Annotated in this window: 16 protein-coding genes and 1 tRNA gene; 7 read left to right on the top strand and 10 right to left on the bottom strand. The window is 66.9% G+C overall.

The annotated features are described in order from the left end of the window. Positions 1-24: 24 nt before the first annotated feature. On the bottom strand, positions 25-501 hold the full coding sequence (locus tag MMB92_RS16065; protein WP_006487136.1) for a DUF721 domain-containing protein: 477 nt from the start codon (positions 499-501) through the stop codon (positions 25-27). A 256-nt stretch (positions 502-757) separates the two neighbouring features. On the opposite strand from MMB92_RS16065, the gene secA reads away from it, so the two are divergent. The 4 genes from secA to MMB92_RS16085 all read left to right on the top strand — a co-directional run bounded on the left by secA (position 758) and on the right by MMB92_RS16085 (position 6,274). Beyond that, on the top strand, positions 758-3,559 hold the full coding sequence (gene secA, locus MMB92_RS16070; RefSeq protein WP_006493335.1) for a preprotein translocase subunit SecA: 2,802 nt from the start codon (positions 758-760) through the stop codon (positions 3,557-3,559). 144 nt (positions 3,560-3,703) lie between these two features. Further along, positions 3,704-4,945 carry a bifunctional glutamate N-acetyltransferase/amino-acid acetyltransferase ArgJ gene (gene argJ / locus MMB92_RS16075; RefSeq protein ID WP_006496770.1) on the top strand — a complete coding sequence of 414 codons (1,242 nt, stop codon included), beginning with the start codon at positions 3,704-3,706 and terminating at the stop codon, positions 4,943-4,945. 19 nt (positions 4,946-4,964) lie between these two features. Continuing rightward, positions 4,965-5,834, top strand: a complete 870-nt coding sequence (locus MMB92_RS16080; protein ID WP_006487097.1) for an ATP-binding protein — start codon at positions 4,965-4,967, stop codon at positions 5,832-5,834. After that, positions 5,831-6,274 carry an NUDIX domain-containing protein gene (locus MMB92_RS16085; RefSeq protein WP_006487137.1) on the top strand — a complete coding sequence of 148 codons (444 nt, stop codon included), beginning with the start codon at positions 5,831-5,833 and terminating at the stop codon, positions 6,272-6,274. The genes MMB92_RS16080 and MMB92_RS16085 overlap by 4 nt, the downstream gene beginning before the upstream one ends. A gap of 60 nt (positions 6,275-6,334) precedes the next feature. Here MMB92_RS16085 and MMB92_RS16090 read toward each other — a convergent pair whose 3' ends face one another. From MMB92_RS16090 to MMB92_RS16130, 9 genes are all read right to left on the bottom strand, one after another. Next, positions 6,335-6,535: a DNA gyrase inhibitor YacG gene (locus MMB92_RS16090; protein WP_011544509.1), complete on the bottom strand. Its 201-nt coding sequence runs from the start codon at positions 6,533-6,535 to the stop codon at positions 6,335-6,337. A 28-nt stretch (positions 6,536-6,563) separates the two neighbouring features. Next, positions 6,564-7,319, bottom strand: coding sequence for a cell division protein ZapD (zapD, locus tag MMB92_RS16095; protein WP_006487143.1), 756 nt, complete (start codon positions 7,317-7,319; stop codon positions 6,564-6,566). A gap of 109 nt (positions 7,320-7,428) precedes the next feature. After that, positions 7,429-8,037 carry a dephospho-CoA kinase gene (gene coaE / locus MMB92_RS16100; protein ID WP_006487123.1) on the bottom strand — a complete coding sequence of 203 codons (609 nt, stop codon included), beginning with the start codon at positions 8,035-8,037 and terminating at the stop codon, positions 7,429-7,431. A gap of 1 nt (position 8,038) precedes the next feature. Further along, entirely contained in the window at positions 8,039-8,950 is a 912-nt protein-coding gene (locus MMB92_RS16105) for an A24 family peptidase (protein WP_006487139.1), read from the bottom strand. Positions 8,951-8,995: 45 nt separating this feature from the next. Next, the gene (locus MMB92_RS16110) at positions 8,996-10,201 is read right to left on the bottom strand and encodes a type II secretion system F family protein (protein WP_277562782.1); all 1,206 of its coding nucleotides are present in this window, start codon (positions 10,199-10,201) and stop codon (positions 8,996-8,998) included. 8 nt (positions 10,202-10,209) lie between these two features. After that, a complete protein-coding gene (locus tag MMB92_RS16115) occupies positions 10,210-11,484 on the bottom strand; it encodes an ATPase, T2SS/T4P/T4SS family (protein WP_264835501.1) in 1,275 nt (424 codons plus the stop codon). A gap of 122 nt (positions 11,485-11,606) precedes the next feature. Then, a complete protein-coding gene (locus MMB92_RS16120; RefSeq protein ID WP_006489250.1) occupies positions 11,607-12,899 on the bottom strand; it encodes an HlyC/CorC family transporter in 1,293 nt (430 codons plus the stop codon). 141 nt (positions 12,900-13,040) lie between these two features. Further along, positions 13,041-13,117: transfer RNA gene (locus MMB92_RS16125), tRNA-Pro, on the bottom strand. Positions 13,118-13,265: 148 nt separating this feature from the next. Continuing rightward, positions 13,266-14,261: a polyprenyl synthetase family protein gene (locus MMB92_RS16130; protein ID WP_011544516.1), complete on the bottom strand. Its 996-nt coding sequence runs from the start codon at positions 14,259-14,261 to the stop codon at positions 13,266-13,268. Between the two features lie 210 nt (positions 14,262-14,471). Here MMB92_RS16130 and rplU point away from each other — a divergent pair, with 210 nt between their 5' ends. From rplU to obgE, 3 genes are all read left to right on the top strand, one after another. Further along, positions 14,472-14,783, top strand: a complete 312-nt coding sequence (gene rplU / locus MMB92_RS16135) for a 50S ribosomal protein L21 (RefSeq protein ID WP_006025184.1) — start codon at positions 14,472-14,474, stop codon at positions 14,781-14,783. A gap of 24 nt (positions 14,784-14,807) precedes the next feature. Beyond that, on the top strand, positions 14,808-15,071 hold the full coding sequence (gene rpmA / locus MMB92_RS16140) for a 50S ribosomal protein L27 (RefSeq protein ID WP_006476999.1): 264 nt from the start codon (positions 14,808-14,810) through the stop codon (positions 15,069-15,071). Between the two features lie 186 nt (positions 15,072-15,257). Then, a complete protein-coding gene (gene obgE, locus MMB92_RS16145; RefSeq protein ID WP_006489254.1) occupies positions 15,258-16,370 on the top strand; it encodes a GTPase ObgE in 1,113 nt (370 codons plus the stop codon).

Raw genomic sequence — 16,370 nt, forward strand, 5'->3', positions numbered from 1 at the left:
GGCGGCCGCCGATGACCGGTGCGGTCAACGCGGCTTCGCGCCGTGCCGTGCCGCCATCCGCGCGAGCGCGGCCTGCAGCGGCGATGGTTCGAGGTGGTCGGCGAGGTCGCGCAGCGCGGCGGCGCCGGCCGAGGTCATCCGAGCCTGCTTCACGTGCGGCGGCTCCGGCGCGTCCTTCGGCCGCACGCGCACGCGCAGCGTCGTCACGGGCCAGCCGCGCTTCTGGAGGTCGCCGAGCAGCCGCACCTCGACCTGTCGCAGCCGTGCTGCCAGCGCATTGTGCGCGGCAAAGAGGGTCAGGGTGCCGTCCTTGATGAAGCCCGGTTCGACGTGATTCGCCAGATAGTCGGGCAGGCATGCGCCCAGGTCGCGCTGCAGCGACGCGATCTGCTCGACACCGGCGCGCAGCGCCGCGAATGCGTCGGTACGACCGAGCACTTCGGACACGGGTTGCGGACGATAGGCGGCGAGCGGGCCGAAACGCTTGGAAAATCGGTTCATCGAGGCTTTATTCGAGCGCGCACGCGCGCGGACGTTGCAGCCGATTGTACCCGTGCCGGCCCGCGCACGGGCGGCTTTCGCCCCTGTCCGCCCGGCCCGGGCGCGCCATGCCCGTGCGGCCGGGACGCAGGCGCACGCGTCCCCGCGTGCTAAAATTCGACGTTTGAGTCCACTAATTCGCTAAGCCGCCGAGGCTCGGGCGCCGGGGCGCGCAACACGCGCCGGGCGCCGGTGCTGCGACGCAGGATCCGATCCGATGACAACCGGTTTTCTCCAGAAAATTTTTGGCAGCCGCAACCAGCGGCTCGTCAAGCAATACCAAAAGACCGTCGCGACGATCAATGCGCTCGAAACGCAGATCGAGAAGCTGACGGACGACCAGTTGCGCGGCAAGACGGACGAATTCCGCCAGCGGGTCGCGGCCGGCGAGTCGCTCGACAAGCTGCTGCCCGAGGCCTTCGCGGTGTGTCGCGAGGCGAGCCGTCGCGTGCTGAAGATGCGGCACTTCGACGTGCAGATGATCGGCGGCATGGTGCTCCACTACGGCAAGATCGCGGAAATGCGCACCGGCGAGGGCAAGACGCTCGTCGCGACGCTGCCCGTGTACCTGAACGCGCTGGCCGGCCGCGGTGTGCACGTCGTGACCGTCAACGACTACCTCGCGCAGCGCGACGCCGAATGGATGGCGCGCCTCTACAACTTCCTCGGTCTGTCGGTCGGCATCAACCTGTCCGGCATGGAGCACGACCAGAAGCAGCAGGCCTACGCGGCGGACATCACGTACGGCACGAACAACGAATTCGGCTTCGACTACCTGCGCGACAACATGGTCTACGAGACCGACGCGCGCGTGCAGCGGGCCCTGAACTTCGCGGTCGTCGACGAAGTGGACTCGATCCTGATCGACGAAGCGCGTACGCCGCTGATCATTTCGGGCCAGGCCGAGGATCACACCGAGCTGTACGTGCGGATGAACGCACTGCCGCCGCTGCTCGAGCGCCAGATCGGCGAAGAGAAGGCCGACGGCACGGGCGTCGAGAAGCCGGGCGACTACACGCTCGACGAGAAGGCGCGCCAGGTGTTCCTGACGGAATCGGGCCACGAGAAGGCCGAGCGCCTGCTTGCCGAATGGGGCCTGATCGGCGAGGGCGAGAGCCTGTACGCGCCGCAGAACATCACGCTGATGCACCACGTGTACGCGGCGCTGCGCGCCCATACGCTGTTCCACAAGGATCAGCACTACGTCGTGCAGAACGGCGAAGTGGTCATCGTCGACGAATTCACGGGCCGCCTGATGGCCGGCCGCCGCTGGTCCGACGGGCTGCACCAGGCCGTCGAGGCGAAGGAACACGTGAAGATCCAGAGCGAGAACCAGACGCTCGCGTCGATCACGTTCCAGAACTACTTCCGGATGTACGCGAAGCTGGCCGGCATGACCGGCACCGCGGACACCGAAGCGTACGAATTCAACGAGATCTACGGTCTCGAGACGGTCGTGATCCCGACCAACCGCCCGCCGAAGCGGATCGACAAGCAGGACCAGATCTACAAGACGGCCAAGGAGCGCTACGACGCGGTGATCCGCGACATCCGCGACTGCTACGAGCGCGGCCAGCCGGTGCTGGTCGGCACGACGTCGATCGAGAACTCCGAACTGCTGTCGCACCTGCTGAAGCAGGCCGGGCTGCCGCACGAAGTGCTGAACGCGAAGCAGCACGAGCGTGAAGCGGCGATCGTCGCGGAAGCTGGCCGTCCGAAGCGCATCACGATCGCGACCAACATGGCCGGCCGCGGTACCGACATCGTGCTCGGCGGCAATGCGGAGAAGCAGGCGGCGTTCATCGAGGCCGACGATTCGATCCCGGCCGACGAAAAGGCGCGCCGCATCCAGAAGCTGCACGACGAGTGGGAAACGCTGCACGAGGAGGTGAAGGCCGCGGGCGGCCTGCACATCATCGGCACCGAGCGCCACGAATCGCGCCGGATCGACAACCAGCTGCGCGGCCGTGCAGGCCGTCAGGGCGATCCGGGCTCGTCGCGCTTCTACCTGTCGCTCGACGATCCGCTGCTGCGCATCTTCGCGGGCGATCGCGTGCGCTCGATCATGGATCGCCTGAAGATGCCGGAAGGCGAGGCGATCGAAGCCGGCATCGTCACGCGGTCGATCGAATCGGCGCAGCGCAAGGTCGAAGCGCGCAACTTCGACATCCGCAAGCAGCTGCTCGAATACGACGACGTGTCGAACGACCAGCGCAAGGTGATCTACCAGCAGCGCAACGAGCTGCTCGAAGCACACGACATCACCGAGACGATCACCGCGATGCGTCACGGCGTGATCACCGAAGTCGTCCGCCAGTTCGTGCCGGAAGGCAGCATCGAAGAGCAGTGGGACGTGCCCGAGCTCGAGGAAGCGCTGCGCAACGACTGGCAGCTCGATCTCGCGATCCAGGAAATGGTGAACGAGTCGTCGTCGATCACGGCCGAGGAGATCCTCGACGCGGTGACGACGGCCGCCGACGAGCAGTACGAGGCGAAGGTCGCGATGGTCGGTCGCGAATCGTTCAGCGCGTTCGAGCGCTCGGTGATGCTGCAGACGGTCGACCGTCTGTGGCGCGAGCACCTCGCGGCGCTCGACCACTTGCGCCAGGGCATTCACCTGCGCGGCTATGCGCAGAAGAACCCGAAGCAGGAGTACAAGCGCGAGGCGTTCGAACTGTTCGCCGCGATGCTCGACGCGATCAAGCAGGAAGTCACGCGCATCGTGATGAACGTGCAGATCCAGTCGCCGGAGCAGCTCGAGGAGGCGGCCGAGCAGATCGAGGAGCGCGGCGGTCATCTCGAGAACGTCGAATACCAGCACGCCGACTACGCGGACGCCGGCGCCCCGGTGGCGAACGTCACGACTGCTGCTGCGGCGGCCACGGCGACGGCCGACATGGTCGGCAGCGCGATGACGCACGGCGGCCCCGGCGGCGAAATGCCGAAGGTCGGCCGCAACGACCCGTGCCCGTGCGGCAGCGGCAAGAAATACAAGCAATGTCACGGGAAGCTGTCATGATCGGCGGCGGCGCGCGTCACGCGCGCCGCGTCGTTCGCAGCTTCGAGTCAGTGATGTGAGTTGTGGCGGCCCGCGCGTGCGGCCGCCGGTTCTTCCAATCGATGCCGGCGCGTGCCGGCATTTTCCATCCGGCAGGTGTGCCCCATGGCAGTCAATTTTCCGTCGATCGATCCCGCCCAACTGCATCCCGTCGCCGGCGTCACGCTCGGCTGGGCGGAGGCGAACATCCGCAAGCCGAATCGCAAGGACGTGCTGGTCATTTCCGTCGACGAAGGCGCGACGGTCGCGGGCGTGTTCACCGAAAACCGTTTCTGCGCAGCGCCGGTCACCGTCTGCCGCGAGCATCTGGCGAAGGTGCGTGCGGGCGGCGCGGGCATCCGCGCACTGGTCGTGAATACCGGCAATGCGAACGCGGGCACCGGCGAGCCGGGCCTCGTGAACGCCCGTGAAACGTGCACGGAACTCGCACGCCTCGCGGGCATCGAGCCGGCGCAAGTGCTGCCGTTCTCGACCGGCGTGATCCTCGAGCCGCTGCCGATCGACCGCCTGAAGGCCGGTCTGCCGGCCGCGCTCGCGAACCGCAAGGCCGCGAACTGGTTCGACGCCGCGCAGGCGATCATGACGACCGACACGCTGCCGAAGGCGACGTCGCGCCAGGTGACGATCGACGGTCACACGGTCACGCTGACGGGCATCAGCAAGGGCGCGGGCATGATCAAGCCGAACATGGCGACGATGCTCGGCTTCCTCGCGTTCGATGCGAACGTCGCGCAGCCGGTTCTCGACACGCTCGTGAAGGAAGTCGCCGACCGCTCGTTCAACTGCATCACGATCGACGGCGACACGTCGACGAACGACTCGTTCATCCTGATCGCATCGGGCAAGAGCACGCTGCCGGCCATCACGTCGACCGATTCGCCGGCCTATGCGGCGCTGCGCGACGCGGTGACGGAGGTCGCGCAGGTGCTGTCGCAACTGATCGTGCGCGACGGCGAAGGCGCGACGAAATTCATGACGGTGCAGGTCGAAGGCGGCAAGAGCGTCGCCGAATGCCGCCAGATCGCGTACGCGATCGGCCATTCGCCGCTCGTGAAGACGGCCTTCTACGCATCTGACCCCAACCTCGGCCGGATTCTCGCGGCGATCGGCTATGCGGGCGTCGCGGATCTCGACGTCGGCAAGATCGACCTCTATCTGGACGACGTGCTCGTCGCGAAGGCCGGCGGCCGCAACCCGGCCTACCAGGAAGAGGACGGCCAGCGCGTGATGAAGCAGAGCGAGATCACGATCCGCGTGCTGCTCGGGCGCGGCGACGCGCAGGCCACCGTCTGGACGTGCGACCTGTCGCACGATTACGTGAGCATCAACGCGGATTACCGCTCCTGATCGGGAGCGCTCGAACGACATGGACAAGCTTGAACAGTTTCTGACGCGCGCGGAAGCGCTGCTCGGCCGTCTCGAAGGGATGCTGCCGCCCGCACCGGCGGCCATCGACTGGAACGCGGCGCACGCGTTCCGCTGGCGCAAGCGCCAGGGGCGCGGTTACCTGCAGCCGGTACCGGCCGTGTCGTCGATCACGCTCGGCGACCTGCACAACATCGACCGCCAGAAGGCGCTGATCGACCAGAACACGCGGCAGTTCGTGCAGCGCAAGCCGGCCAACAACGTGCTGTTGACCGGCGCACGCGGTACCGGCAAGTCGTCGCTGATCAAGGCGTGCCTGAATGCGTACGCGAACGACGGGCTGCGCCTGATCGAAGTCGACAAGGACGACCTGCACGATCTCGGCGACATCGTCGACCTGATCTCGCAGCGTCCGGAGCGGTTCATCGTGTTTTGCGACGACCTGTCGTTCGAGGACGGCGAATCGGGCTACAAGGCGCTGAAGGTCGCGCTGGACGGGTCGATCGCCGCGCAGTCGGACAACGTGCTGATCTACGCGACGTCGAACCGTCGCCACCTGCTGCCCGAGTACATGAGCGACAACGAGTCGTACAAGCATCTTCCTGACGGCGAGATTCACCCCGGCGAAGTGGTCGAGGAGAAGATCTCGCTGTCGGAGCGCTTCGGCCTGTGGGTCAGCTTCTATCCGTTCAAGCAGGACGACTACCTCGACATCGTCGCGCACTGGCTGCGCCACTTCGGCTGCCCGGAGACGGAGATCGACACGGCACGCGGCGACGCCCTCGTGTGGGCGCTCGAGCGCGGTTCGCGCTCGGGCCGCGTCGCGTGGCAGTTCGCGCGGGACTGGTCGGGCCGCAAGGAGCAGGCATGAGCGCGGATCTGGCACAGGGCGCCGTGCGGGCGCCGGACGGCCGCAAGGTGACGGAAGTCGCGGTCGGCGTGATGGTGCAGCCGGACGGTCGGTATCTGCTCGCGCAACGCCTGCAGGGCAAGCCGTATGAAGGTTACTGGGAGTTTCCGGGCGGCAAGCTGGAGGCCGGCGAAAGCGTCGAGGATGCGCTGGCGCGCGAGCTGCACGAGGAACTCGGCATCGAGGTCACGGCCAGCCACCGCTGGCACACGCTCGAGCACGATTATCCGCACGCGTACGTGCGGCTCTATTTCTGCAAGGTGACGGGCTGGACGGGCGAGCCGCACAGCAAGGAAGGGCAGGCGTTCGTATGGCAGCAACTGCCGGTCGAGGTCGCGCCGCTGTTGCCGGCGGCGCTGCCGGTGCTCGAACTGCTCGAGAAGGAAGCGGCGTCGCAATGACGCCGCGGCGGCCCGCCGGAAACGCGGGCCATATCGGCGGACGGCGGCGCCGCGCGCCGCTCAGCTGTCGCGGCGGTTGTCCGTGCCGTCCTCTTCCGACGACGGGCCCTCGTCGGAGGCGCCGCCGATCCGATACTTTTCCGCGGCCCATGCGCCAAGGTCGAGCTGCTTGCAGCGGGCCGAACAGAAGGGACGGAACTTGTTTTCAGGCGTCCAGCGCACTTCTGCGCCGCACGACGGACATTTCACAACGGTAGTCATACGAAAGCGTTGAACCGGCACGCGGCCGTTACAGATTACACAGGGTCAGATGGAACGGCACGTCGATGTCCACCGCACGCGGCCGCACGTCGCCGTCCTGCATGGTGAACCGTACCCACAGCATGTATTTGTTGGCGCTCGCTTCGGGAATGACGCGCAGCTCCGGCGCTACCCGCACCTGCATCAGTTGATAGGTGCGGCCGGACAGCATCTGCTGGTAGCTGCCCTGCATCGCCATGACCTTCGACGCCTGGCCTGATTCGCGCGCAAGCCGCAGCACGATCGCCGCGGCGTCGCGCAACGGCAGCATCGGCAGGACCCACTTCGCGATGTCCTGGCGCCGCTGCTCGGCGGGCCATTGCTGCCACGCGTAGTACGACGGCAGGTCGAACTTGCATGTCCCGCCCGGAATCACCGCGCGGCTGCGGATGCTGGCGAGCCACTCGTTGTCGACGAGGTGCTGGCCGGTCTTGCCCTGCATCTGCGCAAGATTCGCGAGCGTTTGCTCGATTTCACCGAGCACGGCTTCGAGCGCGTTCTGCTCGATGCCCGGATTGCCGCGAAAGGGGGCGAGCGTCTGGCGCTGACGTTCGAGCTCCTTCATCAGATCCGATTTCAGGTCCGCGCGGCCCGTTACCTCGGCGATTTCGAACAGCGTCGTCAGCGCGACGTGGTGTTCACGCGGGTCCTCCTGAGCCAAAAAGAACGCGAAGCGCTCGAACAGATCTTCGAGACGCAACAGCGTGCGAATTCGCTCGTTGAACGGATACTCGTAAAGAATCAAGCGCGCTCGCCTCTTGGGTAGGGATTGAAACAATGAAGGACATTCTAATGCCCCCTCTCTACCCTAGCAACGCGCCAATTTCGTACACCATCACGATTGCGCGCGATGCTCAGTGCGCGGCGGCCGCGAACGCGACGTAGCGTTGGTGCAGTGCATCGACCTGCGCGGCGAGCGCGTCGGGCGTGACCGCGTCGTTGACGATCACGTCGTCGGCCGCCGCGAGGCGGGCCTCGCGCGTCGCCTGTCGCGCGATGATCGCTTCGACCTGTTCGCGCGTGAAGCCGTTGCGCCGCATCACGCGTGCGATCTGCGTTTCGACCGGACAGTCGACGACCAGCACGCGATCGCTGCGCGCCTTCCACGTGCCCGACTCGACGAGCAGCGGCACGACGAACATCACGTACGGGCCCCGGGCCTCGCGCGCCTCGCGATCGGTCTCCGCACGGATCAGCGGATGCGTGATCGCTTCGAGGCGCCGGCGCGCGTCGTCGTCGCTGAAGATCAGTGTGCGCATCTTCGCGCGATCGAGCGAGCCGTCGGCGGCCACAAAGCCGCGACCGAAAGCGTGCTCGATAGCCGGCATCGCGAGACCGCCCGGCGCGGTGATGCGATGGGCAATCAGGTCGGTATCGACGAGCGATGCGCCACGGGCGCCGAACAGGTCGGCAACGGTCGTCTTGCCGCTGCCGATGCCGCCCGTGAGTCCTACTGAAAACATGTCAGCCTCCGAGCGCCGCATAGAAAGGGGTGCCGAAAAACAGCGTGGCGACGCCGCCGGCCGCGAGGAACGGGCCGAACGGAATCGGCTCCTCGAAGCGCATGCGGCCGCGCCAGGTCGCGACGAGCCCGACGACCGCGCCGGTCACCGCCGCGAACAGTACGACCTGCGGCAGTGCGGCCCAGCCCATCCATGCGCCGAGCGCGGCAAGCAGCTTCAGGTCGCCGAAACCGATGCCCTCGATGCCGCGCAGCCATTTGAACAGCCAGTAGATCGACCACAGGAACAGGTAGCCGGCCATCGCGCCGATCACGGCCGAGCGCAGCGAAGCGAACGTGCCGCCGAGGTTCAGCACGAGCCCGGCCCACAGCAGCGGCAGCGTCATCGAATCGGGCAGGTAGCCGGTCCGGATATCGATCGCGCTCATCGCGAGCAGCGCCGCGCACAGCGCGAACGCGGCAAGCGCGGCGACGGTCGGGCCGAACGCCGCGAGCGAGCCGGCCGCGAGCCCTGCGCACGCGAGCTCGACGAGCGGATAGCGGATGCCGATCGCATGGCCGCAGCACCGGCAGCGTCCGCGCAGCATCAGATAGCTGACGACCGGGATGTTCTCCCATGCGCGCAACACGTGGCCGCAATGCGGGCAGGCGCTGCGCGGGCGCCACAGATCGTAGCGCGGCGGATAACCATCGTCGGGCGGGGTGCTTGCGGCGCCCGTCGCTTCGGCGATCTCGGCCTGCCACGCGCGCTGCATCATCACGGGCAACCGGTGCACGACCACGTTCAGGAAGCTGCCGATGCAAAGGCCGATGACGACCGCGAACGCATACTGCAGCGCGGGCGGCAGCATCGCCAGCGCGAGCAGCGTGCTCTCGGGCGAATCGGAAACGGCGGACAGGGGCGCTGGCGTCATGAGGCTCAAGGATCGGACTAAAAGGCGACAGAATCGGTTGCGATGCTACACCACGTTGCCGAGCTGAAGGATCGGCAGGTACATCGCGATCACGAGGCCGCCGACGAGCGCGCCAAGGACGATCACGATCAACGGTTCGCCGAGCGCCGCGAGCGCATCGAGACGCGCGTCGAGCTGGCGTTCGCACAATGCGGCGATGTCGCCGAGCATCGAGTCGAGCGCACCGGTTTCCTCGGCGACGGCGATCGGTTGCACGACGTCGTCCGGAAAGCAGCCGGCCGAATGCATCGCATCGGCCAGACGGACGCCGCGCAACACGCGTGCGGCGATGTGCGCGGTGGCGTGCGCGAACACCGGGTGGCCGGCCGTGCGCTCGAGCGTGGCGAACGCATCGGCGAGCGGCACGCCGGCGCCGAGCAGGGTCGCCAGCGAGCGGCACCAGCGTGCGGCCGCGAACCGTTCCAGCGCGCTGCCCGCGAGCGGCGCGCGCAGCAGGCGCCGCGCGAGCGCATGACGCAGCGCGACCGAGCGCCGCAGCGCATGCTGCCCGGCCAGCGCTATGGCGGCCGCACCGGCCAGCAGCACACCGCCCCACGCCGACAGTGCCGAGGACAGCGCGAGTAGTGCGCGGGTCGGCGCGGGCAGGGCGGCGCCGAAACCGTCGAAGATCTGCCGGAAGGTCGGCACGACCCACACCATCAAGGCTGCCGAGATCGCGAGCGCGAACAGGATGACGGCGGCCGGATACGCGAGTGCGGCGCGCAGCTTGCGCCATTGCGCATCGGCGCGCTCGCGATGTTCCGCGACCCGGGTCAGCACGATGCCGAGCGACCCGGACGCCTCGCCGACCTCGATCAACTGGCGATACAGCGTGCCGAACTGCGATGGATAGCGTGCGAGCGCATCGGCAAAGCGCCGGCCGCCGACGATTTCACGGGCGAGTCCCGCGGCGATGCGCGGCACGCCGTCGCGCGTGCGGGTGCGGGCGAGCATCTCGAGCGACGGCGCAAGCGGCAGGCCGGCCTGCAGCAGACTTGCGAGCTGGCGCGTGAAGCGCGTGATGTCGCGTGCGGCCGCCGCGGGCGGACGGGCCGGCCCGCGGCCGTCGAGCGACAGTACCGCGATGCCGTCGCGTGCGAGCGTGGCGCGCGCGGCCGCGGCGTCGAAGGCGACGACGATCCCGCGGCGCGGCGAGCCGTCGCGATGGCGGCCGCGCCATGCAAAGCGGGTTTCGCGCGGTGGCGTGCGCATACTTATGCTCATGCCGCAGGTGTGGCCGCGACGGCTTCCGCGATGCTCGTCGTGCCGTCCAGGACGCGGGCGAATGCCGCGTCGCGCAGGCTGCGGACCCCCTCGGCCGCCACGCACTGCGCGAGTTCGCCGACGCTCGCCCGCGCGACGATGCGCTCCGCCAGCGCGGGCGATACCGGCATCGTCTGATGCAGGCCGATGCGGCCGCGATAGCCGATGCCGTGACAGGCGGAACAGCCGCGCGCGACGAACGGCCGCCATCCGGCTGCCAGCGCCGCCGGGTCACAGCCGGCTTCCCGCAGCGCACGCACCGATGCGTCCGAATGCACGCGGCAGGCGACGCACAGGCGCCGGACGAGACGCTGCGCGGTGACGAGATGCAGCGCGACCGCGAGGTTGTACGGCGCGACGCCGATATCGAGCAGCCGCGCGACGGCGGCCGGCGCGTCGTTCGTGTGCAGCGTCGACAGCACGAGGTGGCCGGTTTGCGCAGCCTTGATCGCGACATCGGCCGTCTCCGCATCGCGAATCTCGCCGACCATGATCACGTCCGGATCCTGCCGCAACAGCGCCCGCAGCGCGGTCGCGAACGTGAGTCCCGCCTTGTCGGCGACCCCGACCTGGTTGATCCCGTCGAGCTGGATCTCGGCGGGATCCTCGACCGTGCAGACGTTGTGTGCGTCGCGATCGAGCATCTGCAGCGCGCAGTAGAGCGACAGGGTCTTGCCGCTGCCGGTCGGGCCCGTGACGAGCACGAGGCCGTGCGGCGCGCGGATCGCGGCCTCCATCGCGGCGGCCTGCCGCGCGTCGAAGCCGAGGTTGGCAAGCGAGAGATCGGGCGGCAGTGTTTCGAGCCGCCGCAGCACGAGTTTTTCGCCGAACAGCGTGGGCAGCGAACTGACGCGGTAGTCGCCGCGCGTGCCGCCGTCGATCGCGATGCGCAGCCGGCCGTCCTGCGGAAGCCGCCGCTCGGCGATGTCCATGCGCGAGAGCACCTTGATCCGCGTGACGAGCGCATCGCGCAGGTGTAGCGGCGGGCGCGCATGTTCGTGCAGCACGCCGTCGATGCGAAGACGGATGCGCCAGCCGGCTTCGAATGGCTCGACGTGGATGTCCGACGCGTCGCGCACGCGCGCCGCATGCAGCGTGTCCGTCAGCAGCCGTACGGCGGGAGCATCGTCGAGCTGGGCCGCATCGAGTGCGTGGGGCGCGGTGGGCGGCGCGCCGGCGTGCGCGGGCGACGACTGCGGGTGCAGCGGCGCCCCGGAGGAAGGGAAATGCATGTGAGCCGGCACGCGGGCCGCCTGTTGACCGTGATGCGCAGATGATCGCGCGCCGCGGGCGGCGCCGGCAGTCGGCCGTTCGGCTAGGGCCAGCGCAAGCCCGTTATTAGTGCGAACAGGCCCTAGCGCGCGGCGGTGCGTCCGGTGCGCGCGCCGCGCGGCTTGAACAGCTTGACGGTGCGCACTGCCTGATCGTCGCTGCGCATCACTTCGAGCATCACGTCGCCGATTTTCAGGCACACGTCGTCTTCCGGAATTTCCTCGAGGATCTCGAGTACCAGCCCGTTCAGCGTCTTCGGCCCGTCGGTCGGCAGTTTCAGGTGCAGCCAGCGGTTCAGTTCGCGCAGCGGCATGCTGGCCGAGACGATGCATTCGCCGTTCTCGTCCCAGCCGCCCGCGCGTTCGCTGCGCGGCATCGACGTCGTGAATTCGCCGATCAGTTCCTCGATGATGTCCTCGGGCGTGACGAGCCCTTCGAGTTCGCCGTATTCGTTGACGACGAGCGCGGTGCGATGCCGGGTTTCCTGGAAGAACTGGAGCTGCTGGACCACCGGCGTGCCCGACGGCACGTAGTACGGTTCGGTGAGCAGCGAGCGCAGCGTCTCGCGGTCGAAATCCTGGTTGTGCAGCGCGGTGAGCGTCTTGCGCACGTGCAGCACGCCGAGCACCTTGTCGATGTCGCCTTCGTAGACCACCAGCCGGTTGTGATAGCAGGTTTCGAGCTGATGGAGGATGTCGTCGAGCGGCGCGTAGAAGTTGAGCGACTCGATCTGGCGACGCGGCACCATCACGTCGTCGACCGTGATGTTCTCGAGGTCGAACAGGTTGAGCAGGATGCTGCGGTGCTTGGTCGGCATGAAACTGCTCGATTCGAGCACGATGGCCCGCAGCTCGTCGGCCGACATCCGCTGGTCGCGGCCCTTCTTCGTGTTGATGCGCAGCACCCACAGCACGCCGTTCGCGAGCGCATTGACGAACCAGACGACCGGCTTGAACACGCGCATCAGCGGGGCGATCACGAGGCTCGCGGGCAGTGCGATGCGCTCGGGGAACGTCGCGCCGACGATCTTCGGCGCGATTTCCGCGAACACGATGATCAGGAACGCGACGACGCCGGTCGCGATCGACAGCGCGAGATTGTTGCGGCCGAACGTATGGAGCGCGAGCGACGTCGTGAGGACGGGGATGATCGTGTTGAACAGGTTGTTGCCGATCAGGATCACGCTGAGCAGCAAGTCAGTGCGCGTGAGCAGCCCCTGCGTGGTTTTCGCGCCGAGTGCGCCCTGGCCGGCGAGATGCTTCAGCCGATGGCGATTGAGCGCCATCATCGCGGTCTCGGAAATGGAAAAGAAGCTGGAACAGAGGAGAAGCAGGAAGACGGCGCCGATTTGCGCCCATAAGGGAATTTGGTCCACGCGTTGGAAAGGGCAGTGAAGGACAGGGATGGGGGAAATATAGCAGAGGCCGGCGACCGCGATGTGTCGCGCGCGACACGAGGGGCTCGCGGCGGCCGGACGAAAAAAAACCGTGCACACGGTGCACGGTTTTTTTAAATCTGGTCGGGGTGAGAGGATTCGAACCTCCGGCCTCTACGTCCCGAACGTAGCGCTCTACCAGGCTAAGCTACACCCCGATTTTTGCTCTTCGGACTTCGCTGTCTTCGTGAAGATCGCTGCGTCGTCTCAAGCAAGAACGTAACTATAACGATGTTTTTTCTAAAAGGGAATACTTTGATGAAGAAATTTTTCGGGACAAGGCGCCGCGTCCCGTTCGCGGCGTGTTCATGACTGCCGCGACGTCGAGTACGAGCACAACCCGAGCAGGCTTTCCTTGTAGATCGAATCGGGGAACGCGGCAATCGCCGCTGCCGCGGCCTGCGCTTCCTGGCGTGCGCATTCGAGCGTGTGATCGAGCGCGCCCGAGCGCGTGATCGCTTCGAAAATCGTGTCGAAGCGATCGGTGCCGCCCTGTTCGATCGCCTCGCGTGCGAGCGCCGACTGTTCGGGCGTGCCGCGCTCGATCAGATAGATGAGCGGCAGCGTCGGCTTGCCTTCGCGCAGGTCGTCGCCGGCATTCTTGCCCATTGCCTCGGCGGTGCCCGCATAGTCGAGCCAGTCGTCCATGATCTGGAACGCGGTGCCGATCCGGCGGCCGTATTCGGCGGCGGCGGCCTCGGTCGGCGCATCGGCGCCCGCGAGCACCGCGCCCAGGCGCGCCGACGCCTCGAACAGCTTGGCCGTCTTGTAGCGGATCACCTGCATGTAGCGCGTTTCGTCGACGTCCGCGTCGTGCATGTTCAGGAGCTGCAGCACCTCGCCTTCCGAAATGATCGTCGTCGCTTCGGACAGGATCTCCATCACGCGCATCTTGCCGACGCCGACCATCATCTCGAACGAGCGCGAGTAGAGGTAATCGCCTACCAGCACGCTCGCCGCGTTGCCGAACAGCGCATTGGCGGTCTGGCGGCCGCGGCGCAGCTCGGATTCGTCGACGACGTCGTCATGCAGCAGCGTGGCCGTGTGGATGAACTCGACGACGGCGGCCAGCACGTGCCGCTGGTGCGACGTTTCGCCGAGCGCGCCGGCGACGAGCAGCAGCAACGCCGGACGCAGCCGCTTGCCGCCCGCGCCGATGATGTACTCGGCGATCTGGTTGATCAGCAGCACGTCGGACGCGAGGCTTTGCCGGATAACGCGATTCACCTGCTCCATGTCGCTGGTGATCGGGGCGAGCAGGTGGGCGGCGCTGAGGGTGGGGGAGGCGGTGGACGACGACATGATGATGGAATTGGGTGATGCGGCGGATTATAAGTCGAATCCGCGATATGCCGGTCTGTCAGCCGTACCGGCAGCGCGATTTTGGCCGTCTGGCCGAGGCCCGCGCGCGGTAATCGTCGATCGGTTTTGACTTCGGTGCTAACCCCATGTATAATCACGTGTTTTCCGCGCGTGGTGTGCGGAAAAATTGGATCCAGAGTGAGGTTCTCAATGTACGCGGTCATAAAAACCGGCGGCAAGCAGTACAAGGTTGCCGTTGGCGAAAAACTCAAAGTAGAACAGATACCGGCTGACATTGACGCTGAAATCACGCTCGACCAGGTTCTCGCAGTGGGCGAAGGCGAATCGATTAAGTTCGGTACGCCGCTGGTCAGTGGGGCTTCCGTCAAGGCCACCGTTGTGTCGCACGGTCGTCATGCCAAGGTCACCATCTTCAAGATGCGTCGCCGGAAGCACTACCAAAAGCACGGCGGCCACCGCCAGAACTACACTGAGCTGCGCATCGACGCGATCAACGCGTAAGCGCCTCGGTAAAGGAGCAATCAGATGGCACACAAAAAGGCAGGCGGCTCTTCCCGGAACGGCCGCGACTCCGAGTCGAAACGTCTCGGCGTGAAAGTGTACGGCGGCCAGGCAATCAATGCCGGCGGCATCATCGTGCGTCAGCGCGGTACGCGCATGCACGCTGGCGAGAACGTCGGCATGGGCAAGGATCACACCCTGTTCGCGCTGGTCGACGGTCACGTCAAGTTCGCGACGAAGGGCGCGGACAAGAAGCATCTGGTCATCGTCGTCCCGGCGGCTGCCTAAGTCAGGCACCCACGGGCTTCGTAGCCGAAAGGCCCCGCAGTCTTCGCGGGGCCTTTTTTATTGGGTCGCCGCCTGCAAATGCGGGCCGGCGACCCTCGCGCGACCGGCGTACGATCGGCCGAACGGCAGATTGTTCAAGCGTGCCGGCGCGCGGCACAATAGCGGAAATACTGGGCGGAGTGACGAATGAAGTTCATTGACGAAGCACGAATCGAAGTCATCGCCGGCGACGGAGGCGATGGCAGCGCGTCGATGCGCCGCGAGAAATTCGTCCCGTTCGGCGGGCCGGACGGTGGCGACGGCGGCCGCGGCGGTAGCGTTTACGCGATCGCCGACCGCAACATCAACACGCTGATCGACTACCGTTACGCGAAGAAGCACCTCGCGCGCAACGGCGAAAACGGTCGCGGCTCGGATTGCTACGGCAAGGGCGGCGACGATGTCACGCTGCGCATGCCGGTCGGCACCATCATCAGCGACATGGACACGGGCGAGCTGATCGCCGACCTGACCGAGCACGACCAGCGGGTGATGCTCGCGCAGGGCGGCGCCGGCGGCCTCGGCAACCTGCATTTCAAGTCGAGCACGAACCGCGCGCCGCGCCAGAAGACGGACGGCAAGCCGGGCGAGCGGCGCATGCTGAAGCTCGAGCTGAAGGTGCTCGCCGACGTCGGCCTGCTCGGCATGCCGAACGCGGGCAAGTCGACCTTCATCTCGTCGGTGTCGAACGCGAAGCCGAAGATCGCCGACTACCCGTTTACGACGCTCGCGCCGAATCTCGGCGTGGTGCGGGTCGGTCCGAGCAAGAGCTTCGTGATCGCCGATATCCCGGGGCTGATCGAAGGCGCGGCCGAAGGCGCGGGCCTCGGGCATCAATTCCTGCGCCATCTGCAGCGTACCGGTGTGCTGCTGCATCTGGTCGATCTCGCGCCGTTCGACGAAAGCGTCGATCCGGTCGCGGAAGCGACGGCGATCGTCGGCGAGCTGCGCAAGTACGACGAGGCGCTCTACGAGAAGCCGCGCTGGCTCGTGCTCAACAAGCTGGACATGGTGCCGGAAGACGAGCGCGAGGCGCGCGTCGCGGATTTCCTCGACCGCTTCGGCTGGGACGGCCCCGTGTTCGAGATCTCGGCGCTGACGGGCCAGGGCTGCGAAGCGCTGTGCTACGCGATCTACGACTACCTTTCCGAGCATTCGGACGCGCATCGCGCGGCGGAGGCGGAGGATCTCGCGGCCGACGTGCGTTTCCGCGATGCGCCGCCGGCGAAGGGCGGTGCGACGCCGGGCGACGACGCCTGA

Origin of the sequence: Burkholderia sp. IO2 (assembly GCF_029522185.1) — a bacterium.
Taxonomy (GTDB): domain Bacteria; phylum Pseudomonadota; class Gammaproteobacteria; order Burkholderiales; family Burkholderiaceae; genus Burkholderia; species Burkholderia cenocepacia.